General features: G+C 64.5%; 19 protein-coding genes. 9 read left to right on the forward strand and 10 right to left on the reverse strand.

The window, feature by feature from the left end; genetic code table 11:
- Window positions 1–101 precede the first annotated feature (101 nt).
- The 3 genes from G6R19_RS01060 to G6R19_RS01070 form a co-directional block, all read right to left on the reverse strand.
- Window positions 102–1,130 (reverse strand): NAD-dependent epimerase/dehydratase family protein, encoded by a 1,029-nt coding sequence (locus G6R19_RS01060; protein ID WP_163161489.1) that lies wholly within the window; start codon window positions 1,128–1,130, stop codon window positions 102–104.
- Complete coding sequence (locus G6R19_RS01065) at window positions 1,124–2,095, reverse strand: aldo/keto reductase (protein WP_163161491.1); 972 nt, start codon at window positions 2,093–2,095, stop codon at window positions 1,124–1,126. The genes G6R19_RS01060 and G6R19_RS01065 overlap by 7 nt, the downstream gene beginning before the upstream one ends.
- Window positions 2,096–2,163: 68 nt before the next feature.
- On the reverse strand, window positions 2,164–2,985 hold the full coding sequence (locus tag G6R19_RS01070; RefSeq protein WP_163161493.1) for an aldo/keto reductase: 822 nt from the start codon (window positions 2,983–2,985) through the stop codon (window positions 2,164–2,166).
- 196 nt (window positions 2,986–3,181) lie between these two features.
- On the opposite strand from G6R19_RS01070, the gene G6R19_RS01075 reads away from it, so the two are divergent.
- Window positions 3,182–4,087, forward strand: a complete 906-nt coding sequence (locus G6R19_RS01075) for a helix-turn-helix transcriptional regulator (protein WP_163161495.1) — start codon at window positions 3,182–3,184, stop codon at window positions 4,085–4,087.
- Between the two features lie 132 nt (window positions 4,088–4,219).
- Window positions 4,220–4,438, forward strand: coding sequence for a hypothetical protein (locus tag G6R19_RS01080; RefSeq protein ID WP_163161497.1), 219 nt, complete (start codon window positions 4,220–4,222; stop codon window positions 4,436–4,438).
- Between the two features lie 75 nt (window positions 4,439–4,513).
- On the opposite strand, the gene G6R19_RS01085 is transcribed toward G6R19_RS01080, so the two are convergent.
- The 6 genes from G6R19_RS01085 to G6R19_RS01110 form a co-directional block, all read right to left on the reverse strand.
- Window positions 4,514–4,726 carry a dodecin gene (locus G6R19_RS01085; RefSeq protein ID WP_163161499.1) on the reverse strand — a complete coding sequence of 71 codons (213 nt, stop codon included), beginning with the start codon at window positions 4,724–4,726 and terminating at the stop codon, window positions 4,514–4,516.
- Window positions 4,727–4,879: 153 nt separating this feature from the next.
- A complete protein-coding gene (locus G6R19_RS01090) occupies window positions 4,880–6,166 on the reverse strand; it encodes a pectate lyase (protein ID WP_163161501.1) in 1,287 nt (428 codons plus the stop codon).
- A gap of 36 nt (window positions 6,167–6,202) precedes the next feature.
- Complete coding sequence (locus G6R19_RS01095) at window positions 6,203–8,221, reverse strand: pectinesterase family protein (RefSeq protein WP_163161503.1); 2,019 nt, start codon at window positions 8,219–8,221, stop codon at window positions 6,203–6,205.
- 113 nt (window positions 8,222–8,334) lie between these two features.
- The gene (locus G6R19_RS01100) at window positions 8,335–9,231 is read right to left on the reverse strand and encodes a carbohydrate ABC transporter permease (RefSeq protein WP_163161505.1); all 897 of its coding nucleotides are present in this window, start codon (window positions 9,229–9,231) and stop codon (window positions 8,335–8,337) included.
- A 9-nt stretch (window positions 9,232–9,240) separates the two neighbouring features.
- A complete protein-coding gene (locus tag G6R19_RS01105; RefSeq protein WP_163161507.1) occupies window positions 9,241–10,191 on the reverse strand; it encodes a sugar ABC transporter permease in 951 nt (316 codons plus the stop codon).
- Between the two features lie 45 nt (window positions 10,192–10,236).
- Window positions 10,237–11,547 carry an ABC transporter substrate-binding protein gene (locus G6R19_RS01110; RefSeq protein ID WP_163161509.1) on the reverse strand — a complete coding sequence of 437 codons (1,311 nt, stop codon included), beginning with the start codon at window positions 11,545–11,547 and terminating at the stop codon, window positions 10,237–10,239.
- 258 nt (window positions 11,548–11,805) lie between these two features.
- On the opposite strand from G6R19_RS01110, the gene G6R19_RS01115 reads away from it, so the two are divergent.
- Genes G6R19_RS01115 through G6R19_RS01125 form a run of 3 tightly spaced genes read left to right on the forward strand, consistent with a single transcriptional unit; the run spans window position 11,806 to window position 15,358 of the window.
- Complete coding sequence (locus G6R19_RS01115; protein WP_163161511.1) at window positions 11,806–12,750, forward strand: DUF6807 family protein; 945 nt, start codon at window positions 11,806–11,808, stop codon at window positions 12,748–12,750.
- Window positions 12,747–14,324 (forward strand): glycoside hydrolase 43 family protein, encoded by a 1,578-nt coding sequence (locus G6R19_RS01120; RefSeq protein ID WP_163161513.1) that lies wholly within the window; start codon window positions 12,747–12,749, stop codon window positions 14,322–14,324. Before G6R19_RS01115 ends, G6R19_RS01120 begins: the two co-directional genes overlap by 4 nt.
- A gap of 17 nt (window positions 14,325–14,341) precedes the next feature.
- Window positions 14,342–15,358: a LacI family DNA-binding transcriptional regulator gene (locus G6R19_RS01125; RefSeq protein WP_240341715.1), complete on the forward strand. Its 1,017-nt coding sequence runs from the start codon at window positions 14,342–14,344 to the stop codon at window positions 15,356–15,358.
- Window positions 15,359–15,443: 85 nt separating this feature from the next.
- On the opposite strand, the gene G6R19_RS01130 is transcribed toward G6R19_RS01125, so the two are convergent.
- Window positions 15,444–16,148: a FadR/GntR family transcriptional regulator gene (locus G6R19_RS01130; RefSeq protein ID WP_163161517.1), complete on the reverse strand. Its 705-nt coding sequence runs from the start codon at window positions 16,146–16,148 to the stop codon at window positions 15,444–15,446.
- Between the two features lie 157 nt (window positions 16,149–16,305).
- On the opposite strand from G6R19_RS01130, the gene G6R19_RS01135 reads away from it, so the two are divergent.
- The 4 genes from G6R19_RS01135 (at window position 16,306) to G6R19_RS01150 (ending at window position 21,193) form a co-directional block, all read left to right on the forward strand.
- On the forward strand, window positions 16,306–17,811 hold the full coding sequence (locus tag G6R19_RS01135) for a four-carbon acid sugar kinase family protein (RefSeq protein ID WP_163161519.1): 1,506 nt from the start codon (window positions 16,306–16,308) through the stop codon (window positions 17,809–17,811).
- Between the two features lie 105 nt (window positions 17,812–17,916).
- Entirely contained in the window at window positions 17,917–18,816 is a 900-nt protein-coding gene (locus G6R19_RS01140; RefSeq protein WP_163161521.1) for an NAD(P)-dependent oxidoreductase, read from the forward strand.
- A 107-nt stretch (window positions 18,817–18,923) separates the two neighbouring features.
- Complete coding sequence (locus tag G6R19_RS01145) at window positions 18,924–20,342, forward strand: GntP family transporter (protein WP_163161523.1); 1,419 nt, start codon at window positions 18,924–18,926, stop codon at window positions 20,340–20,342.
- Window positions 20,342–21,193: a class II fructose-bisphosphate aldolase gene (locus tag G6R19_RS01150; protein ID WP_163161525.1), complete on the forward strand. Its 852-nt coding sequence runs from the start codon at window positions 20,342–20,344 to the stop codon at window positions 21,191–21,193. The genes G6R19_RS01145 and G6R19_RS01150 overlap by 1 nt, the downstream gene beginning before the upstream one ends.
- The last annotated feature ends 6 nt before the right edge of the window (window positions 21,194–21,199 follow it).

The following is a 21,199-nucleotide window of genomic DNA, read 5'->3' on the forward strand; positions in this document are numbered from 1 at the left end:
GGTGGTGGGTTAAACAAGCCCTTGCGGCGCGCTTGGAAACCCGCTATTTAGAACGTTGTAGAGGCCCCGCCCGGAAAAGCCGGGCGAGGCCTCCTGGAGGGTCAGGCGCCGCGGCGGGCCCAGCCGGTCAACCGGTCACTGAGGTCCATAAACTGCTGGTCAACAACCTGCAGTCCGGGATTGGCGTCGTACCAGTCCACGATTTCCCGGGCTCCGTCAGCAAACGGGATGGTGGCGCAGTAGTCCGGCACCAGGGACTTGATCTTGGTGTTGTCGAAAACCACAGAGTGGGAGCGGTCGCCCAGCAGGTTGGGTCCAAGTTCGTCACTGTGCGCGGCAATGGTTTCAGAAGCCACGTGCACCAGCTCCGGCTCCGGCACGCCTGCCGCCCGGGCAAACAGTTGGTAGATCTGGTTCCAGGGCAGGTATTCATCAGAGGTGATGGTGTAGCTCTCGCCAATCGCTTGGGGCCTGCCCAGCAGCCCTACGAAGGCCTTCGCGAAGTCCTTGCTGTGTGTGAGGGTCCAGAGGGACGTGCCGTCCCCATGCACCATGACGGGAAGCCTGGACCGCATTCGGTGGATGTCTGTCCAGCCGCCCACCATGGCAATCTTGGTGCGGTCATAGGTATGCGAGGGGCGCACCACGGTGAGCGGGAAGTCCTGTTCCCGGTAAGCCTCGTAGAACAGCTCCTCGCACGCAATCTTGTCCCGGGAGTACTGCCAGAACGCATTCTTCAGCGGCGTGGATTCGCGGATCGGCAGCCGGGTTGGGGGCTTCTGGTACGCGGACGCCGAGCTGATGAACACATACTGACCGGTATATCCGGCGAACAGGTCCAGGCTGGCCTTGGCCTGGTCCGGCTTGTAGGTGATGAAGTCTGCGACAGCATCGAACCCGCGTCCCGCCAGCGCTTCCCGGACTGCGGAGACGTCCCGAACGTCCGCGCGCAAAGTTTCCACCCCTTCCGGGACCGGCCTCGTGGACCGGCCCCGGTTGAGGATTGTCAGCCGGTGCCCCAGCGCGACGGCGCGTTCCGCCGCCGCCGCGCTGATGACCCCGGTGCCGCCGATAAAGAGGATGCTCCTCGGCGCCGCCGTGTCGGCTTCGCGAACGAGTGGGTTCACCACGCGTAGTCTTCCGGCGCCGTGCGGTGGCCGGGGAAGATGTCGTCGAGGCGCTTGAGCGCATCGGCGTCCAGCGTGACGTCCAAAGCGCGGATGCCGGCGTCGAGCTGTTCCTGGGTCCTCGGCCCGATGATGGGCGCCGTAACGGCGGGCTGGTGCAGCAGCCAGGCGAGGGCGACGTCGCTGGGCTCCTGGCCCAGTTCCTCGGCGAAGTCCTCGTATTGCTGGATCTGGTCCTGGTGCTTCTTCAGGGTCTCGGCTGCACGGCCCTCGGTCCGGCGGACGCCCTGCCGTTCCTTCTTCAGCACCCCGCCCAGGAGTCCGCCCTGCAGCGGCGACCAAGGGATAAGGCCCAGCCCGTAATGCTGGGCCGCCGGAATAACTTCCAGCTCCACCTGGCGCATAAAGAGGTTGTAGATGGACTGCTCGCTGACCAGCCCTGTGTAGTTGCGCCGCTGCGCGGCCTCCTGCGCCTGGGCGATGTGCCAGCCGGCGAAGTTGCTGCTGCCCGAATACAGGATCTTGCCCTGCTGGACGGCCACATCGATGGCCTGCCAGATCTCGTCCCAGGGGGTGTCCCGGTCAATGTGGTGGAACTGGTAGATGTCGATGTAGTCCGTCTGCAGGCGCTTCAGGCTCGCATCCAGGGCACGGCGGATGTTCAGCGCGGACAGCTTTGATTCGTTGGGCCGGTCCGTCATGGTTCCGTAAAGCTTGGTGGCCAGCACCGTGCGCTCGCGGCGCTCGCCGCCCTTTGCGAACCAGCGGCCGATGATCTCCTCGGTCCAGCCGCGGTGCCCGGCACCGCCATACACGTTGGCAGTGTCAAAGAAGTTGATGCCGTGGTCCAGTGCGGAGTCCATGATGCTGTGGGCGTCGGACTCCTCCGTCTGCGGGCCGAAGTTCATGGTGCCCAGGCAGAGCCGGGAAACCTTCAGGCCGGAGCGGCCCAGATGGGTGTACTGCATTTGTGGATCCTTTCGTTGCAGAGCCTGTCGGGGCCCTGGCTCAGCTGGGTGGGCTACAGCTGGATGGACTACATCTGGGTGAAGGAGGCGACGGCGGGATCCGAGCCCTGCCGCGCTCCGGACTCGAGCGCGGTGATGGCCGCAAGCTCCTCATCCGAAAGGTCAAGGGCCGAAGCTGCGAAGTTTTCCCGGATCCGGGCAGGCTGGCTGGACTTGGGGATCACGATGTTTCCGGCCGCCAGGTGCCAGGCGAGCACCACCTGGGCGGTGGTGGCGTTGTGGGCGTTGGCGATGGCTGTCACGGCATTACCGTTCAGGTCGGCGCCCCGTCCAAGCGGGCTGTAAGCTTCCACCGCGATGCCCAGGCGCCGGCACTTGTCTGCCAGTTCCGCCTGCTGGTAGCTGGGGTGGAGCTCGATCTGGTTCACGGCCGGGACAATCTCAGCGGACTCCAGCAGGTCGTCCAGGTGGCCGGCAAGGAAGTTGGAGACTCCGATGGCACGGATCTGGTTGTTTTCGTACAGCCGCTCCATCTCCTTCCAGGCCTGGACGTACAGGCCCTGCGACGGGACCGGCCAGTGGATGAGGAACAGGTCGACGTAGTCCAGGCCAAGTGCCAAACGGCTGTTCTGGAACGCTTCCTGTGCCCGGTCCTGCTCGCCGTTCCGGAGCTTGGTGGTCACAAAGATGTTCTCGCGGGGGATGCCGGTAGCCGCGATCGCTGCTCCAACGCCGGCCTCGTTGCGGTAGGCGGCAGCGGTGTCAATGTGGCGGTAGCCGGCCTCGAGCGCGTCCTCCACGGTCCGCTGGGTGTCTTCGGGCGGTACCTGGAAAACACCGAAACCCAGCTGGGGGATGGTGACGCCGTTGTTCAGTGTCAGCTCTGACATAGTGGGGCTCCTTGAAAGGTGCGGGTGTGGGTGCCGGTGGCTCGACGCCGAGAAAGCGGTTTCCGCTGGCTCGTTATTGAGCCTATGCACTTTTGGCTCCGATGTCAGTAAGCAAGGCTGATCTTGTTTTTCCTAGGACTGCCAGTCCTACCTTCGTTGTAGAAGATGCCGGACAGCGCGGGTCACAATGGTTTGCATGGGTCAAAGCGCCGAGTTCGGAAAATTCCTCAAAGCCATGCGGTCCCGGCTGAGCCCCGAGGATGCAGGGGCAGGGCCCACCTCCGGGACCCGCAGGGTGCCAGGACTTCGGCGCGAGGAAGTGGCAAGGCTGGCGGGAGTCAGTACCGATTACTACGTCCGCCTCGAACAGGGCCGGAACATCCACCCCTCGCGCACAGTGCTGGACGCCGTGTCCCGGGCGCTCCGCCTCAGCAGCAGCGAGCAGGCACACATGATGGATCTGCTGGAGAACTGCGCTGCTAACCCGCGCTCCGCCGGGCAAACGGCGCAGGCGGTCCGCCCGGCCCTTCGCCACCTCCTGGAAGCCGTGGGAGACGTGCCGGCGATGGTGTTGGGGCGCCGGAGCGACGTATTGGCCGGGAACCGGTTGGCGTTCCTGCTTTTCACCGATTTTCCGGCGCTCCCGGTAGCGGAAAGGAACCTGACCCGCTGGCTCATCCTCGACCCCGCAGCCAGGGAGCTGTTCCGGGACTGGAAGACGGTGGCTGCAGAAGCCGCCGGAGCCCTTCGCGTTGATGTTGGCCGGCACCCCAACGACGCCCAGGCCAACCAACTCGTAGGTGAGCTGGCGGTCAACAGCGAACACTTCCGGCAATGGTGGGCGGGGCATCGCGTGGCAACCAGGTCCGCAGGAGCCGTCCGTCTGCACCATCCCGCGGTCGGGGACCTGGAACTGAACTTTGAGAACCTTGTCCTCCCGGAGGACCCCGACCAGACGCTCAGGGTCTATTCCGCCCGGCCCGGGTCGCCGTCGGCTGATGCCCTTGCCTTGCTCGGCAGCCTCGGCGCGGTGTCGAATCCGGAGCAGCCGCGCAGTTCCGTACCGGACGCTCCTGCAACCGTTGCCGAAGGCGGCGCCTAGCTGTTGCTGTGCCGCCTCCGCTGTGCGTTTGACCAGCCGTACGGGCGGATTCTGGCCACGAGCCCATTGGGCAGGAAAGGAAGCTTTCCTAGGCTGGAGGAACAAGTTCTTACTCCAAGGATGGTCTCAAAGATGAAACGCATCGCCCTGCTTAAGGAACGCCAGGCTGCCGCCGCCGTCGGTGCTCCCTCTACCGCTACCGGTTCGCACTGCCCGGTGTCCGGCCTCTGGAGCCCGGACCAGGACCCGCACACGGTCCTGTCCTTCTTCGAGGGCCACGTGTTCCCGGCGTTCGACGGCGTCCCCACCGTGTGGCGGCGGCGCTCAGCAGGTGCCGTTTCAGCGAATTAGCCTTGCGCTAAAGCCGAACTGGCCCGCAGGTAACGTCCCAAAATGGGTGTTAGCTGCGGGCCAGTTGTGCTTGGACTAGTGGTCTTCCAACCGGAAACCGAGCTTGATGGTGACCTGCCAGTCAGCGACTTTGCCCTCTTCCAGGTGGCCCCGGATCTCCTTGACCTCGAACCAGTCAAGGTTCCTCAGGGTCTGGGATGCCTTGGCGATTCCGTTCCGGACGGCGTCGTCCACTCCCTGATCCGACGTGCCGACAATTTCAGAAATGCTGTACGTGTGGTTGGACAACTTCGCTCCTCGTGATTGCCTTGGGGCTCCCGGTTGCGGGCCTTCTTGAAGACTAGTGGCACTTCCGGAGCCTTGACCAGCCTTTATTCACCCGGCCTTCCGGACGTGCCGCTGGGCCGCTCCCCGATAAGGAACGGCCCAGCGCCTGACGAATCAGCGGAGGAGGCCGGAGCCTGCGCCGCGCTCAACCCGGTTTCGTGCGGCCGGTGCAGGTTCAATGGGCAGATGAGGTCCGGGCAGGCCCGATACCTCCGGAGTCAGGGACGCGGCCGGATTAGCCGAGGTGTAGGCGGCCAGTACGTTGACATGGCGTCCGTTCACCCACGTGCCCTCTTCATCGATTCCAGTGCCGCCAAAGTTCTGGATGATCCGGGCAGGAGGAATGCCGGCCGCCAGCTCAAACGTGTTGTTCCGCGCAATGATGCTCGACTCCACGCCCACGCCCCAGGAGTACTGGTAATGGTCAGGGTTGCTCACTTTGTACACGTTGTTGTAGACGTGTGCTTGCCCAAAACGGACCCGGGGTGCGCGCTGCTCAAGATCCACTAACTCGTTGTGGTGCAGCGTGACGCGGAGCTTGCCGCGATCCCGGGTGGCACCGTCGCCGTTGCCCCACAGCAGCGATTTGTCATGTCCCACCATCCTGCTCCAGGAGATGGTGACCAGGTCTGCCTGTCGGACGACATCCAGGAGGCCGTCATGCCGCAGGAAGGGCTTACCGAAATAAACGGGCTGCTCGGCGTCAACAGTCCCCCCGTCGTCAAGCGTCAGGTGGTCCAGCCAGACATGGGTTGATCCCGAGACCACCAGGTTGTCCCACTCGGTTTTCCAGGTGTCACCGTTCCAGGCCGGGAAGCAGTCGTAGGCGTCGGAGAGCTGGAGATTGCGGACAATTACGTTGTCTACCCGGTCAATGTTCAAGGTGAAACCCGTGAGCTGGGCGTCTCCCACACCAACAATGGTTGTGTTGGCGCCGACGTCAATCCTGATTTGCTTCCGCTGGTTTGCGCTTGATGCCTTGCGGGCATCTTCCAAGGGGCCGGATGCGGTTCCTGTCCAGTGCAGGGGGTCGAACGCTGCGAGGTAAGCGGCAAGCGAATAGCCGTCCACTGCATAGTCCTCACAGGCGATCGGAGAGCCGTCAGATGCGGTATTCGCGTCGATGTGCTGTTTTACGTACACAATCTTGGGCTTGTTTCCCGCCACTGCTGCGGCCAGTTCATCCCTCGTTGAAACCTCATGCACGTCTTCGGGTGCCGCATTGGCACCACCGGTGGTCCCGCCGTCGGCAGATGCCCATCCGTCACCGTCGGCAAGCACCTGGTGGCCCAGCTCGCTGGCTACGGGAGCGCCGTCTGCATGCTCCGATGCTCGAAAGGGAACAGACGGCGTGAAGGCAACGGCGGTTGCTATCGCGATGGAAAGCGGTATGGATAGCATCACTGATTCTCCTCGGCGTGTTGTCTGCAGGCCATCTCAACCACGCCCCGCCGGGGTCCAGTCACCGAGGAAGGCTTCCTTGGTGAACTTGTTGGCCTCTTCGGGGGTGAGTTGGGGGTGGAACTCGTTGACGTGGGCGCCGGGTCCGCTGTTGTTGTACTCGGCGAAACGGCCCTCGGTCCAGGAGTGGCCGCTCATATCCGCCCAGCCGCGGACTGCGATGTGGCTGCCCAGCACGGAGTCCCGGATCACGGCCATTGGATGTGCGTCAGGATCACTGCTGGCGAACCAGGGGCGTCCCAGGCTGACCGTTCCCGCAGCGGCGTTGGAGGTGAGGTTGCTGTCCACGATCAGGATGCCGTACGGATTGGAGTTCTTGGTGCTCGGAGCCACGATGTAGCCGTTGTTGGTTGCACTGCCGCGGTCCAGCGAGTGGATGGTGCAGCCATCCAGCACCGCCGTGCCGCGGCCGTAGATGAAGTCCACGTCGCCTTCGATGTAGCAGTTCTTGAGGTAGGTTCGAGCGGTGGCATCGCGTCCGGTGGTATCCGCCAGGTAGGTGTCCTGGTTGCCAAGGAAGCGCGTGCCGTCGAAGGTCACCTTGTCCGCCACGCTCCGCACAGCGAGCGCCTGGCTGCCTCCGTTGGCGGCCTCGTCGTAGGTGTTCTCCACCGTCAGGTTCCGTACGGTGGTTCCCTCGGCGAGGACGTTGAGGGTGGCACTTCCGCCTGCGCCCCAGGTGCCGCCGAAGAACTTCACGCCGTTGGCCGGCAGGTCGTAGCTGACCACGACGTCGGCCGGGTTGGCAGTTGCACCCTGGATGGTGAGGTTGGGGCGGTCCGCCCAGATGTTCACCGATTCGCGGTAGGTGCCGGGTTTGACGGTGATGGTGCGGGGCAGCGTGCTTCCGCTGGGGATGGATCCGATCGCTGCCTGGAGGCTGCCGAAGTCGCCGGTGCCATCCAGCGCAACAGTGATTTCTGTTGATTTGTTCGGGGCGTTGTCCTCCCGTGGGCCTGCGCCGGCGGCAACGATGTCCGGAACGCGGGCGGCGTCGTCCTTCTGGTAGGCGTAGTTCTGTGCGGGGTCGAAGGCGGAGCCTGCGTTGTCCCTGCGGCCGCGGGTGCCGTTAAAGACGTTGTCCCGGTTGACCACCTCGGTGCCGGGATCCTTGGCGACGATGGGGTCCTGCACGGTGCTGAAGCTGTTGCCCTCCAGGACCACCTTGGCGGCGTTGCGGCCCATCATGCCGTACTGGCCGATGTCCTGCAGGTAGTTGTTGTAGACGTGCGCCGCGGCGGTGTTATCAAGGCTGAAATTCCGCTGCGTGGTGTTGCGGATCCAGTTGTGGTGGATGGTCATCCGGGTCACCGCGTTGGAGGTCCAGCCGACGCCCAGGGCTTTGTTGTTGTCCGCGAAGACGTTCCAGGAATAGGTGATGAGGTCGGAGTCCTTGCGGGTGTCGATCAGGCCGTCGCCCATGCGCTGGATCTTCATATGGTCAACCCAGACGTGGTGGGTGGTGTCCAGCTGGATGCCGTCGCGGTCGTTGTCCGGGCGCTTGCCGTCCCAGTCGCCGGGGATGTAGGAGTCCCGGATAGTGAAGTTCCGGAAGATCACATTGGAGACATTGATGAGCTTAAAGCCTGCGTTTACCACTTCAGAGCCGGCACCCGCCCCGATGAAGCTTTTGTTGGCGGCGACCGGGATCTTGATGTAGTCCCTGGCTGTCAGGCTGCCGCGGATGAAGATGACCAGCGGTTCGGCCGCTGCTGCGTAGTTGGCCAGTTCCTCGATGGTGGATGCGGTGACGATGCGGCCGGCCTGCCCGCCGGTGGTTCCGGCAAGGCCGTAGCCTGGCAGCGCCGCAAAACCATCGGGCGTTTGCTTCCACATCGCTTCGGGGGTGGCATCGGCAGCCGGTATCAGGGTGGCGGGCAGGGCGGTGGACGGTTGTGGGGCTCCGGCAGGGGAGGCGGTGGCGGCAGGAACCGCCGTCAGGCTTCCCAGCATCACGACGGCGGTGGCCGCGCCGAGCAGGCGTCGCAGACTCATACAAAACTCCTTTGTTTTTGTGCCTGGGCAGCCTCCAGCCCGGGCACGGGTAATCAGGGATGTTCAGTGATGATGCGTAGGAGAAGGTGGTGGCTGCTGCTTCCAGCCTCGGGCTACTTCAGCCCGGTGGTGGCGATTCCGTTGATGAGGTATTTCTGGCCGGCGATGAAGAAGCCGATGATGGGTGCGATGGACACAACGGACATGGCGAACATTGGCCCCCACATGCTTTGGCCTTCGGAATCCATGAAGGCACGCAGTGCCAGCGGCACGGTGTAGAGGTCCTGGTTCTGGATGTAGAGCAGGGGGCCAAAGAACTCGTTCCAGGTGGAGATGAATGTGAAGATGGCCGTAGTGGCCATCGCCGGAACACACAGGGGCAGGATGACGCGCAGGAACGTCCGGAAGGGGCCGCACCCGTCGATCTGGGCGGCGTCGTCCAGCTCCTTGGGGAGGGCCTTCATGAACTGGACCATAAGGAAGATGAAGAATGCGTTCGTTGCCATGAAGTTCGGCACGATCAGGGGCAGGTAGGTATCCAGCCATCCCAGTTGCGAGAAGATGATGTACTGCGGCACCAGGAGCACGTGGCCCGGCAGCATCAGGGTTCCCAGCATCAGGGCGAAAAAGAGCTTCCGGCCGGTGAACTCCATCCGGGCGAAGGCGTAGGCAGCCAGGGCACAGGAGAAGATGTTGCCCACGATGGAGAAGACCACCACGATCAGGGAGTTGATCAGGTAGACGTGGAAGGGCTGGTTCAGCGCCGTCCAGCCCTGCTCGTAGTTGCTGAAGTCCCAGTTTTCCGGCCATAGTCCGAGCTGACGGAAGATGTCGTTGCTGGGCTTGAACGAGCTGGAGACGAGCCACAACAGCGGGTACAGCATCACCAGGCCAACCAGGCACAGGATCAGGTGCCGTGAGAAGCGTGTGCCGGTGGTCCCGGTGAGCGCGTCCTCTGCGGGAACGTCCTTCTTTTGCTTGTTCTTGAGGGGTAGTTCGAGGAGAGCCATAGCGGTGCCTTAATTGTCGTAGAAGACCCAGAACTTGGATGCGATGAAGTTGATGGCCGTGAAAATCGCAATGATCATCAACAGCAGCCATGCCATGGCCGAGGCATACCCCATCTCGAACTCCGTGAAGCCCTTCTGGTACAGGTACAGGTTGTAGAACAGGGTGGAATCCGCCGGTCCGCCGGTTCCACCGCTCATCACGTAGCCCTGGGTGAAGGTCTGGAAGGATCCGATCAGTTGCATGATGAGGTTGAAGAAGATGATGGGGCTGATCAACGGCAGGGTGATGCTCCGGAACTGCCGCCACCGGGACGCTCCGTCGATGGAGGCGGCCTCGTAGTACATGGCCGGCACCTGGCGCAGGCCGGCGAGGAAAATTACCATCGGCGAACCAAAGGTCCACACGTTCAGGACGATCAGGGTGCTCAACGCGAACTCAGGGTCCGTGACCCATGCCGGGCCCTCGATCCCGAGGAGACCCAGGAAGCCGTTGACGATTCCGTCATTGCCGAAGATGTAGCGCCAGAGCATCACAATCGCGACGCTTCCACCGAGCAGGGACGGCAGGTAGTAGACGGAGCGGTAAATCGCCAGGCCTTGCAGGCCACGGTTCAGTACCAGGGCTATCAGGAGGGCCACGGCCAGGGAGATGGGCACGGAAACGAAGGTGTAGATGAATGTGACCTTGAGCGACTGCAGGAGCCTCGGGTCCTCGAACATCGCCTGGAAGTTTGCCAGTCCCACGAAGTTCGGCTCAGTGAAGAGGTTGTAGTCCGTAAACGCCAGGTAGAGGGAGGCGAAGAACGGGATGATCGTAAACAGCATGCCGATGAACCACGGCAGCAGGAAGAGGTAACCGGAACGCTGATTGGTGCGCTTTCCGCGTGCCCGGCTGGGTTTCCCGCCCGGCGCGGCCAGGTTGGCGGCCGCGCCGGAGGCTTGCTTGGTCAGCACTGACATGCGTCAGGCTCCTATCTGGGTAACGAAATATCTGGACGTGGGCAGTTACTTGTTGATGGCTGCATTGCTCTTCTCGAGGAAGGTTTTTGCTGCATCGGCAGGGGTGATGCGGCCGAACTCGACTTCTGTCGCCAACTGCTTGAGCGTGTCCGCGACAACACTTGCACCCTTGGGGTAGACGTAGGCCGGTGCGAGGTCGTCCTTCTGGATGTCGGCGACCATCTGCACAAACTTCGTGTCATCCTCACCGAGCTTGGGCATAATGGCCTCTGTCACTTCGGGGTTGATTGGAACGCCGCGCTGGGTCAGCGTCTCCGCAGCGCCGTCGACGTCGTTAATCAGGAAGTTCAGCAGCTTCGCCGCTTCCTTTGGGTGCTTCGACTTCGCGGCAATGGACCAGAGCATGCTGGGATCGGCGGAGTATCCGCGGCGCTTTTCGGTGGTTTCGCCCGGCATGCGTAGCAGGACCACGTTTCCGCCGGCGGCCTCGTTGTATCCCTTGTAGTTGTTGATCGGGATGATCTGGGAGGCGACGGTGCCCTTGGCCAGGTACGACTGGGCAGGGGAGCCGCCAATCTGCTCGAAGAAGCCTGCGGGCGGATAGCCTCCTGCAGCCCGCAGGTCAACGCTGTACTGGAACCAGTCGCGCATGGTCTCTTCGCTGACACCAAGCTTGTTGTCCTTGGTGTAGAAGTCCTCACCCCGCTGCCTTGCGAGGAGGATGGGGCCCGTTTCGGTGGCTACGTCATAGCCGGCGCCGTAGATTTTGCCGCCGGTTTTCTGCGTGATCTCGGTGGCGAACTTTGCATAGTCTTCCCAGCTCCAGGTTTTGTCATCCGGAATGGTGACCCCGGCCTGGTCGGTAATGGTTTTGTTCACCACCATGCCGATGAGGTTGACTCCGGTTGCCAGGCCGTACAGTTTTCCGTCAACCTCGCCGCGGCTTTGGATTGTAGCGGGGATGCTCTTGAGGTCGATCTCCGGGAAAGACTTCAGGTCAGCGAGGGTGCCCCGCTGTGCGTATTCAAGGAGCGTGCGGTTGGCCATGTTCAGGACGTCAGGCGGGTTTCCGCCGGCGAAGCGGGTAGCCAGTTTGTCGGCGTAGGGGCCGCTGTCCTGGTATTCGCTCTTGACAGTGATGCCGGGGTTCTTCTCCTCGAAGATCTTGATTGCCGCGTCCGTCATCTTGGCCCGGTTGGAGTCACCCCAATAGACAAAGTTCAACTCCACGTTGCCGCCGCCACCCGCAGCAGGTGTCGAACCGCCTCCACAGCCGCTCAGCGCCAGGCCCGCGGCCGTAACCGCTGCGCCCAGGACCAACCTGCGGGAGATGGGGGTGCTGACAGTCTTCATCATTGAATGACGCCTTTCTAGGGTTGCCCACTGCTAGTCTGCGGGCTTCTAATCTTAAAGAATTTCAGAAAGTTTCTGTTTCAGGTACGGTGGCGTCTTCGCTGGACAGAACCCGCCGGAACAGCGAAGTAACCCAAACCAAAACTCGGTAAACGATTTCTAGCAAGGATCAGCTGTGCCTGTCAACGCAATTTTGAAAACCGCAGCTGAAGTGAGAACAGAAAGTTTCCATGCTTCTTGCTGGCTCTTTCTGATCTGGCTATGCTGAACCCCACATCCCTTGAACTGCCCCTACTGGAGGTCGGCTTGGCCCACTACACCCAACCCGCTGAAGCGCCGGGTCCAACCCGGCGGGAGCACCCTCCCGCCGCCCACAACACCGCTCTTCAACAGCCGGCCAACCTTGCGCCCCGGCCGTATCTTCACCCGGTACGTTCCAAGGCAGGCGTTGTTGTCACCGATGCTGAACCGGCTGACCACCGGCACCACCTGGGGCTTTCCATCGCCTTCTCCGACGTCAACGGAACCAATTTCTGGGGCGGGTCGACCTATACGGCCGGCAATGGACCCATGCTCCTGGCCAACCACGGCAGGCAGCTTCCGCGAGAGTGGCAGTCAACGCCGGAGGAAGCATCCGGCAAGGTCTCCTGGTTGTCCAAGGACGGCGGGGAACTCGCCGTCGAGCACCGTCGCATCCGGTACTTTTCCCACACGGGCCCCGGGACGTGGGGCCTTACGTTGTCCTCGGTGATTGTCCCAGCGGCAGGCGTGCAGCGGCTGGAGGTATCGTCGTCGGCCGTGAAAGGGCGCAAGGGTGCCGGATACGGCGGCGTTTTCTGGCGCTTTCCCCACGGCGGCAGCGCGCCGCTTGTCCTGTCCAACGGCGGCAGCGGTGCCGATGCTGCCCACGGATCACTCTCGCCCTGGCTTTCGATCGGCATGGTGGTCGATGGCAGACCTGTCAGTGTTGTGCTCGCACAGGAGCCCGGCCAGCTGCTTCCGTGGTTCATTCGGGCCGAAGGCTACCTTGGCGCCGGACCGGCCGTGGCATGGGCGGAACCCGCCGTAGTGGACCACAGCAACCCGCTCAAGCTTTCCCTGCACGCCCTTATCCATGACGGCCAGGTGTCCACCGCCGCCCATGCCTTGGCCCTCCTAAGCCAGCACCCCCTCGTAAGCCGCAGCTCTCCCGACAGGACGTCATGACTACCCGGATCCCCGCCCCCGCCTACCGCAACCCGATCCTTAACGCCGACTGGCCGGATCCGGATGCGGTGCAGGTGGACGGCGTCTACTACCTCATCGCCTCCAGCTTCAACCGCGTCCCCGGCCTGCCGGTCCTTCGCTCGCGGAACCTCGTGGATTGGGAGCATGCCGGTCACGCGCTCACCGAGCTCCCCCAGACCAGCCACTACTCGCTGGTGCGCCACGGCAGCGGCATCTGGGCTCCCTCACTCCGGTACCACGACGGGCGCTTCTGGATCTTCTACCCCGATCCGGACCATGGCATCTTCGTGCTGAGCGCCGAAAAGGCTGAGGGCCCGTGGACCACCCCGCACCTCCTGTACCCCGGCCGCGGGCTCATCGATCCCTGCCCCTTGTGGGACGACGACGGCCAGGCCTACCTGGTGCATGGCTGGGCCCAGAGCCGGGTGGGCGTGAAGAACCGGCTCACGGTCCACCGCATGAGCCCGGACGCCGGCAGGCTGCTGGACCACGGCACGCTTGTGATCAACGGGGCCGACCTCCCGGGCTACAGCACCCTGGAAGGTCCCAAGTTCTACAAAAGGGACGGCTGGTACTGGATCTTCGCCCCGGCGGGCGGAGTGGCCACCGGCTGGCAGTCAGTATTCCGGTCCAGGTCCCCGTTCGGGCCCTACGAGGAGCGGCGCGTCCTCGAACAGGGAAACACCGAGGTCAACGGACCCCACCAGGGCGCCTGGGTCACCAGTCCCCGGGGCGAGGACTGGTTCCTGCACTTCCAGGACCGCGGACCCTACGGCCGGGTGGTGCACCTGCAGCCCATGGGGTGGAGTGAGGACGGCTGGCCCTGGATGGGAGCCCGGACTCCCGACGGCGGACCGGGAACCCCCGTGATCAGCCATCCCTACCCGGTAGGTACTGCCGCCGAAAACATCGCACCGCCGGCCAGCGACGACTTCTCGTCACCACGGCTGGGGCCGCAGTGGCATTGGCAGGCGAATCCGCAGGATGACTGGGCGCACCAGTGCGGCGTTGGGCACCTCGTCCTCAAGCCCAAGGCCAACGATCCAGTGAACCTGCGGGAGCTCCCGAACCTGCTCGGGCAAATCCTGCCCGGAACGCCATCCACGTTCACCACGTCGCTTGAGCTGCAGGACGTCCCGGTGGGAACCCGCGCAGGCGTGGTGGTGCTGGGGCTGAGATACGCCTGGCTGGGCATCGTCAGGACAACTGAAGGCTATGTCCTGGGCGATGGCACCGGGGGAGAGGGGCCCCACGAGCAGCGGCTGGGCAGGCAACGTGTCCTGCCGGGTTCCCGGATTGAACTGCAGATCCGAACCGACGGCACACCCCGGTCCACCTTTGCCTGGCGCTGCGGACCCGGGGAACCGTGGGAAGTGCAGGGCTGGAACTTCGACGTAGTGAAAGGCCAGTGGATCGGCGCGGAGCTGGGCCTCTTCGCGGCCTCACCACTGGGCTCGGAGGAGCGCGGCAATGTTATCGTGGGACCGGTCCGGGTGGACGTTGCGCCGGCCCGGCGTCCCACCGCCCCACAATACGCCGCCGTAACTACATGACTCCGAGGACCGCCCCTGTGACCGCCACTCCGCGTCCCAAAATTGCTGACGTCGCGGCTGCAGCGGGCGTCTCCGTACCTACGGTGTCCAAGGTGCTCAACGGCCGGACCCACGTCTCCGAGGCCACCCGCGCCAGGGTACAGCAGGCACTCGAGGAGCTTGACTACTCGAAGCGCGCCGCGTCGGTTACCCAGCCGGGAGTCCTGCAGCTGGTGGTGAACAACTTCGACTCTCCCTGGGTCCTGGAGACCATGGCGGGAGTGGAGGCGGCCGCGGACCGGCTGGGCTATGCCGTCGCCTACGCGCGCGCTGAGCATGCGACCGCGGAGCGCTGGCGGAAGCTGCGCGAGCCGTCCGTCAACCGGCTCGACGGCGTGCTGCTGCTGGCGCCGCGGAAGGATTCGCGCCTCGTCACTGCGCTGCGGACCCTGAAGATTCCCGCCGTCGCCATCGACCCCGAAGGAACCGAAGGGCTGGCAATCCCCAGCGTCAGCCCGGCGTCGTTCTCCGGCGCCCTGGCCGCAGTGAGCCACCTGCTGGGCCAGGGCCATCGCAGGATCGGCATCATCACCGGTCGCAAGCACAGCCCAGGGCATGGCCGTGCCCGCTACGCCGCCTACGCGGCTGCGCTACACGAGGCCGGGCTGCCCGTCCTGCCGGAGCTCGTGCAGGACGGCGACTTCAGTATCGAGTCGGGAATGCGGCTGGGCGGGGAGCTGCTGGACCTGCCCCAGCCGCCCACCGCCATCTTCACGGGCAGCGACCTGCAGGCCCTGGGCGTGATGAACGCGGCCGGCCAGCGCTCGCTCCACGTCCCCGAAGACCTGAGCATTGTGGGCTTTGACGATATTGCGCAGGCCGCGTTGACGTCGCCGCCGCTCACCACGGTCCGGCAGCCGCTGGCACAGCTTGCTTCCATGGCGGTGGGAATGTTGACGGAGCAGCAGGACCAGTCCGGTACCGCAGTTCCCACAGCCCTCGAAGTAGCGACCGAACTCGTGGTCCGGGGAACAACGGCCCCGCCGGCGCGCTGACAATCCGGAGTTTTTGTCCAGATATGCGGACCTCCGAGCCCCGGAGGTCCGCATACGTGGACAAAAACTCCAAGGGCGCCAGGGTTTATTTTGCCTCGAGCACCAGGTTTTTGAGGTCATCCAGCGTCTGCTGCATGTGTGCGTCCATAGCCTCCCGCGAACGCGCAGCATCACGGGATTCCAGTGCTTCGGCGATGTTCTGGTGATGACCGATGGCGTGCACCTGGATCTCCCGCACCGCTGACGTTTCGGTCCGCCGCTTTTCCAGGACCCGGTGGAGCGGTTCGAAGAGAACGGCCACAAAAACGTTTTCGGAGGAATGCAGGATCAGGTCGTGGAACGCGAGGTCCGCTTCCACGAAGGCGGCGACGTCGTTCACCTCGTGGGCGGCACGCATGGCGGCCACGTAGCCGTGAAGGGCCTGGATATCGGCGTCGCTGATGCGCCCCGCAGCGAGTTCGCAGGCGCCGGTCTCCAGCATGCGGCGGAGTTCGATGAGCTGGATGGACGCCTCCGCTTCGTTCTTGCCCTCGGAGGCCGCGCGCAGGACTGCCTCCAGCGAGGCCCACCGGTTGAGTGGGTTCACAAAGGTGCCGCGACCGCGCTCGACGCTGAGGATCCGCTGCGCCTCAAGCGTTTTCATTGCCTCGCGGACAGTCATCCGGCTGACTTCATGGGCGGCGCTGAGTTCGTGCTCGCCGGGAACAGTGGCGCCGGGGGGAAATTCGCCCGCGATGATGCGGTCCAGGAGTTCGTCCGCCACCTGGCCTACCAACGACTTCCTTGCCATGCTGCCCCCGTCAGTGCCCTTTGCGGATATGTCAGACAAATCTACTTGCGCGTCTTTATGTCCTATGCCACACTAGCATCAGATGCAAGATGTCAGACATCTTACAGATACCTTTTACATCAGGATCCGCCCGGATCTATACACAACGGAGTGCACTGTGACGCTTGAAGCAGACGTTCTGGCCGACTACCCGGCCGAGGTCCGGATTCCCGCCGAACTGGTGGCCAGCACGCTGGCTGCCGCCAACGCGGAGACCCCGCGTGTCCTGGTAGTGCTCGACGACGACCCCACCGGAACGCAGTCTGTGGCAGATTTGCCCGTGCTCACCCGGTGGGAAGTGGAGGACTTCATCTGGGCCTTTGGCCAGGCCAAGCCCGCCGTCTACGTCCTCACCAACACCCGCAGCCTGGACCCCGCCGAGGCAGCCGCCCGGAATGAGGAAGTGGTCCGCAACGCCCTCGCCGCTGCCGGCTCGCCGGACGGCGGTGTTGGTTCCAGTCTCCGGCTGGGCTTCGTCAGCCGCAGCGATTCCACCCTCCGCGGCCACTACCCCCTGGAGCCGGACGTCATTGCCGCCACGGTTGCCGACGTCAGCGGCGAGCAGACCGACGGCGTGGTGCTGGTTCCTGCCTTCCCGGATGCCGGGCGGATCACCATCGGCGGCGTCCACTACATGCGCGGCACAGGTGATGCTGCCGGCACTCTCACCCCGGTGTCCGACACCGAATTCGCCAAGGACGCCACCTTTGGCTTTACGACGTCCGTGATGGCCGACTACGTCCAGGAAAAATCCCAGGGCCGCTTCGCTGCGGATTCGGTGGTCGTCCTGGACTTGAACATCATCCGCGCCGGCGCTTCGGCCGCAGATGCGTCAGACGGTGCACAGATCAGCGCCAACGCCATCGCCGACGCCATCGAGGCGGCCACGGACTCCACGCCGATTGTGGCCGACATTGTCACGGAGAATGACCTTCGCGCGCTGTCCCTCGGACTGGAGGAAGCCGAGCGACGCGGCAAGAAACTGCTCTACCGCGTGGGCCCGCCGTTCGGCCGTGCCCGGATCGGCCAGGAGATCCGCACCGAACTCAGCGGCGCCGAGGCATACGCCGGCAACACCCCGTCCGAGGCCGGCGGGCTCATCGTCGTCGGCTCCCACGTGGGCGTCACCACCCGCCAGCTCAAGGCCCTGACCGAACAGCACAGCGCGGCCCGGATCGTTGAGATCGACGTCGAAAAGCTCCTTGGCGCCCACGCTGACAGCCACCTGGACCACACCGTGGGGACCGTCGTCGAAGCGCTCCGCAGCGGCGACGTCATCGTTCACACCAGCAGGCTGCTGATCAAGACGGATGACCCCGCTGAAAGCCTGCGGATTGCACGCACCGTTTCGGCCGCCGTCGTCGCCGTGGTGAACCGGACCCTCAAGACTTTCCCGCCGCGGTTCGTCATCGCCAAGGGCGGGATCACCTCCTCCGACGTTGCTGCCCACGGCCTTGAAATCCGCCATGCCATCGTCCGGGGTCCCATGCTCCCCGGCATCGTGAGCCTGTGGGAACCGGTGGACGGTCCCGCCAAGGGCATCCCGTACATCGTCTTCGCCGGCAACGTGGGCGACGAGCAGTCCCTGGCCGACGTCACCCGCAAGCTCAGCAACACCTTCTAATCCCCACCGGCTCCCAACCCTCGCAAGCTCGGATCGGGGCCCTCGCCGGCGTGGGCCCAGCCGCTACCAATCGCAATGTCCAGCACACATTCAATGGAGAACACCATGACCAGTAACTACACCGTCACCGTCCTGGGCCTCGGAGCCATGGGCCTGCCCATGGCCACCCGCCTGGCCTCACAGCTCACCGTCCACGGCTTCGACATCGCCGAACCCCGCCTCAAGCTCGCCGAAGAAGCAGGCATCGCCACCTTCGCCACTGCCCGCGAAGCCGCCAAGGGCGCTGACGCCGTGCTCCTGGCCGTACGGAACGGCGAGCAGCTCAACGATGTCCTCTTCGGCGAGAATGGTGTGGCCTCGGTGCTGGAAGCCGGCGCCGTGGTCATCCTCGGCAGCACAGTGGGCACCGAGGCCATCCCTGCGACGGTCGCCAAGCTGGCCGAATACGGCGTCGAACTGGTGGACGCCCCGCTGTCCGGCGGGCCCAAGCGCGCCGGCGAAGGCGACCTGCTGATCGTCGTCGGCGCTTCCCCCGAAGCCCGCGAAAAGGCGGCTCCGGCGCTGGAACTGCTGGCCTCCACCCTGACCGTCGTGGGCGACAAGCCCGGCGACGGCCAGGCGCTCAAGACCGTCAACCAGCTCCTCTGCGGCGTCCACATCGCCGCCGCCGCCGAGGCCATGGCCCTCGCCGACGCGCTCGGACTGGACCAGGCCAAAACCCTTGCCGCCCTCGAAGCCGGTGCCGCCGGCTCGTTTATGCTCTCCAACCGCGGCCCCCGGATCCTCGAGGCCTATAACGAGGAGGGCGCCGAGGTCCTCAGCCGCCTCGACATCTTCGTCAAGGACATGGGCATCGTAGGCAAGGCAACCCGTGCGGCAGGACTGGCAGCACCGGTTGCCGCCGCTGCCGAACAGCTTTACCTCCTGGGCCAGGCCCAGGGCCTCGCCGCCGCCGATGACTCCGCCGTCATCAAGGTTGTTGCCCCCACCAAGCGCACCAAGTAGCACATTCCTTCCCCCACAGAACGTACGACGGCGGCGGTCCCCCCTCCGCCGTCGTCGTACCCACCCAGCTCGCTAGGCTTAACTAGCGACGTCAAAGGAGACACACGATGAGCGCACTAGCTCTTCTGGCCATAGCAGTGGCGGGCGTCGCCCTGCTGCTCGTGGCCGTCATCAAGTTCAAGATCCCCGCTTTCCTTGCCCTGCTCGTGGTCAGCGTTTCCGTGGCGCTCGTGGCAGGGATCCCGCTGCCGGATGTCATCAAAACCGTTACCGAAGGCATGGGCGGAACCCTTGGATCCGTAGCCATCCTGGTTGGCCTGGGCGCCATGCTGGGCAAAATGATCGAGATTTCCGGCGGCGCACAAGCCCTCGCCGGCAAATTCACCCAGCTGCTTGGCCCCCGCAGGGTCATCGCCGCCTTGACCTCCGCAGCCTTCCTGCTGGCCATCCCGGTCTTCTTTGACGTCGGATTCATCATCCTGATCCCCATCATCTACGGATTCGCCAAGGCCGCCGGGGTCAACCCGGTCAAGATCGGCCTGCCGGTTGGCGGCATCATGCTGGCCATCCACGTAGTTGTCCCGCCGCACCCCGGCGTCGTCGGTGGCGCCGGAATCCTCGGCGCGGACATCGGCTGGACTACCATCATCGGCCTTGCCCTCTGCATTCCCGTCGGCGTCCTGGGCTACTTTGTTGCCCGCCGGCTCAACCGCCGCGACTTCACCATGCTGCCCGCCACCGCCGAGCAGTTCCGCCTCTTCGGGACCGGCACCTCACAGGTGGAGCAGGAAGCTGCCCAGGGCACTTCCAGCGTTGCGGTCAAGAGCGAGGTCAAGACCGCTCCCAGCCCGGCGATGATCATCACCCTGATTGTCCTTCCGATCCTCATGATCATGGTGGGAACTGTCGGCGCCGTCATCCTGCCCAAGGACAGCTTCGCTTCCCAGCTGGCTGCCTTCATCGGCGCCCCGCTGATTGCGCTCCTCACGGCCCTGGGCCTGGCCTACTACTTCCTGGGAACCCGCCGCGGCTGGTCTTCCCAGCACACCGGCGAAGTCATGGACTCCGCACTGGCCCCTACCGCCATCGTTATTCTGGTCACCGGCGCCGGCGGCGTCTTCGGCAAGGTGCTCACTGTATCCGGCATCGGCAAGGCCCTGGCGGAAGGCCTGCAGACCGCAGGCCTCCCGGTTATCGTTATGGCCTTCGTCCTCGCGGCCATCCTGCGGGCATCACAGGGGTCCGCAACGGTGGCCATCATCACCACGTCCGGCCTGCTTGCAGCCTCCGTGGCCGACGGCGGCTTCTCACCGTTTCAGACGGCACTCATCCTCGTAGCCATGGGCTTCGGAGCGTTTGGCCTCAGCCACGTCAATGACTCCGGCTTCTGGATCGTTACCCGTTTCCTCGGCCTCTCGGTGGCAGACGGACTCAAAACGTGGACTGTGCTCACCACCATCCTGGGCCTCGCAGGGTTTGCGCTTACGTTCCTGGTCTGGATCCTTACCGGCGGACTCACCGTCTGATGCGCACCCGACTCGACCACCTGGTCACCTCCGCCCTCCAGCAGGGGTCAGCCGTCCCGGCCTTCACCTGCTACGACTTCACCACTGCACTGGCCGTGGTGGGCGCTGCGGAGGAGGCCGGCCGCGGCGTCATCCTCCTCGTGGCGCCCAAGACCGCCGCCACGTCCAACGGCCTGCGCCTCATCGGGGCCCTCCGGGGCCTGACTGACGCAGCTTCAGTGCCCGTTGCCGTGCAGCTTGACCACGCGGCGGACCTTCAGGTGATGTCCGACGCCGTTGCGGCAGGGGCGGATTCCGTCCTCGCCGACGGTTCGTCCCTTCCCTATGAGGGCAACATCGCGCTGGTCGTGGCTGCCCGTAAGTTGTTGGGGCCCGACGTCGTGCTGGAAGCCGAACTGGGCGGACTCGCCGGTGATGAGGACCGTGCCTTTGGCGCCGACCAGTCCGGTGTGGCTGTGGCCGGGCTGACGGATTCGGCCCAGGTGGAGGACTTTGTGTCCCGGACCGGCGCGGAACTGCTGGCGGTCGCCGTCGGGAATGTCCACGGCAAGTACAAGGGTGAGCCGCAGCTGCGCTGGGATGTCCTGCAGGACATCGCGGTGCGGACGCACATTCCGCTGGTCCTGCACGGAGCCTCCGGGATCCCTGCCGAGGAGCTGGTGAAGGCCGCATCCATGAACGTTGGCAAGGTCAACTTCAACACCGAGCTCCGCACCGGCGTGCTCGCCACCCTGCAGGAGCAGCTGCCCGGGCACCGTTCCGACGGTGAAAACCTGCAGGGGCTCCTGGGCCACTGGAACCAGTCCGCGGGCAGCTTCGCCACAACGGCCCTGGGCATGCTCACGCGCTGACGTTCC

Origin of the sequence: Arthrobacter sp. Alg241-R88 (assembly GCF_900537115.1) — a bacterium.
GTDB lineage: Bacteria > Actinomycetota > Actinomycetes > Actinomycetales > Micrococcaceae > Arthrobacter.

Bases quoted from the DNA above. Each gene is read 5' to 3' on its own strand.
- G6R19_RS01065 (WP_163161491.1), bottom strand. From the start codon at position 2,095: ATGCAGTACACCCATCTGGGCCGCTCCGGCCTGAAGGTTTCCCGGCTC.
- G6R19_RS01070 (WP_163161493.1), bottom strand. From the start codon at position 2,985: ATGTCAGAGCTGACACTGAACAACGGCGTCACCATCCCCCAGCTGGGT.
- G6R19_RS01075 (WP_163161495.1), top strand. From the start codon at position 3,182: ATGGGTCAAAGCGCCGAGTTCGGAAAATTCCTCAAAGCCATGCGGTCC.
- G6R19_RS01080 (WP_163161497.1), top strand. From the start codon at position 4,220: ATGAAACGCATCGCCCTGCTTAAGGAACGCCAGGCTGCCGCCGCCGTC.
- G6R19_RS01090 (WP_163161501.1), bottom strand. From the start codon at position 6,166: ATGCTATCCATACCGCTTTCCATCGCGATAGCAACCGCCGTTGCCTTC.
- G6R19_RS01095 (WP_163161503.1), bottom strand. From the start codon at position 8,221: ATGAGTCTGCGACGCCTGCTCGGCGCGGCCACCGCCGTCGTGATGCTG.
- G6R19_RS01100 (WP_163161505.1), bottom strand. From the start codon at position 9,231: ATGGCTCTCCTCGAACTACCCCTCAAGAACAAGCAAAAGAAGGACGTT.
- G6R19_RS01105 (WP_163161507.1), bottom strand. From the start codon at position 10,191: ATGTCAGTGCTGACCAAGCAAGCCTCCGGCGCGGCCGCCAACCTGGCC.
- G6R19_RS01110 (WP_163161509.1), bottom strand. From the start codon at position 11,547: ATGATGAAGACTGTCAGCACCCCCATCTCCCGCAGGTTGGTCCTGGGC.
- G6R19_RS01115 (WP_163161511.1), top strand. From the start codon at position 11,806: ATGCTGAACCCCACATCCCTTGAACTGCCCCTACTGGAGGTCGGCTTG.
- G6R19_RS01120 (WP_163161513.1), top strand. From the start codon at position 12,747: ATGACTACCCGGATCCCCGCCCCCGCCTACCGCAACCCGATCCTTAAC.
- G6R19_RS01130 (WP_163161517.1), bottom strand. From the start codon at position 16,148: ATGGCAAGGAAGTCGTTGGTAGGCCAGGTGGCGGACGAACTCCTGGAC.
- G6R19_RS01140 (WP_163161521.1), top strand. From the start codon at position 17,917: ATGACCAGTAACTACACCGTCACCGTCCTGGGCCTCGGAGCCATGGGC.
- G6R19_RS01145 (WP_163161523.1), top strand. From the start codon at position 18,924: ATGAGCGCACTAGCTCTTCTGGCCATAGCAGTGGCGGGCGTCGCCCTG.
- G6R19_RS01150 (WP_163161525.1), top strand. From the start codon at position 20,342: ATGCGCACCCGACTCGACCACCTGGTCACCTCCGCCCTCCAGCAGGGG.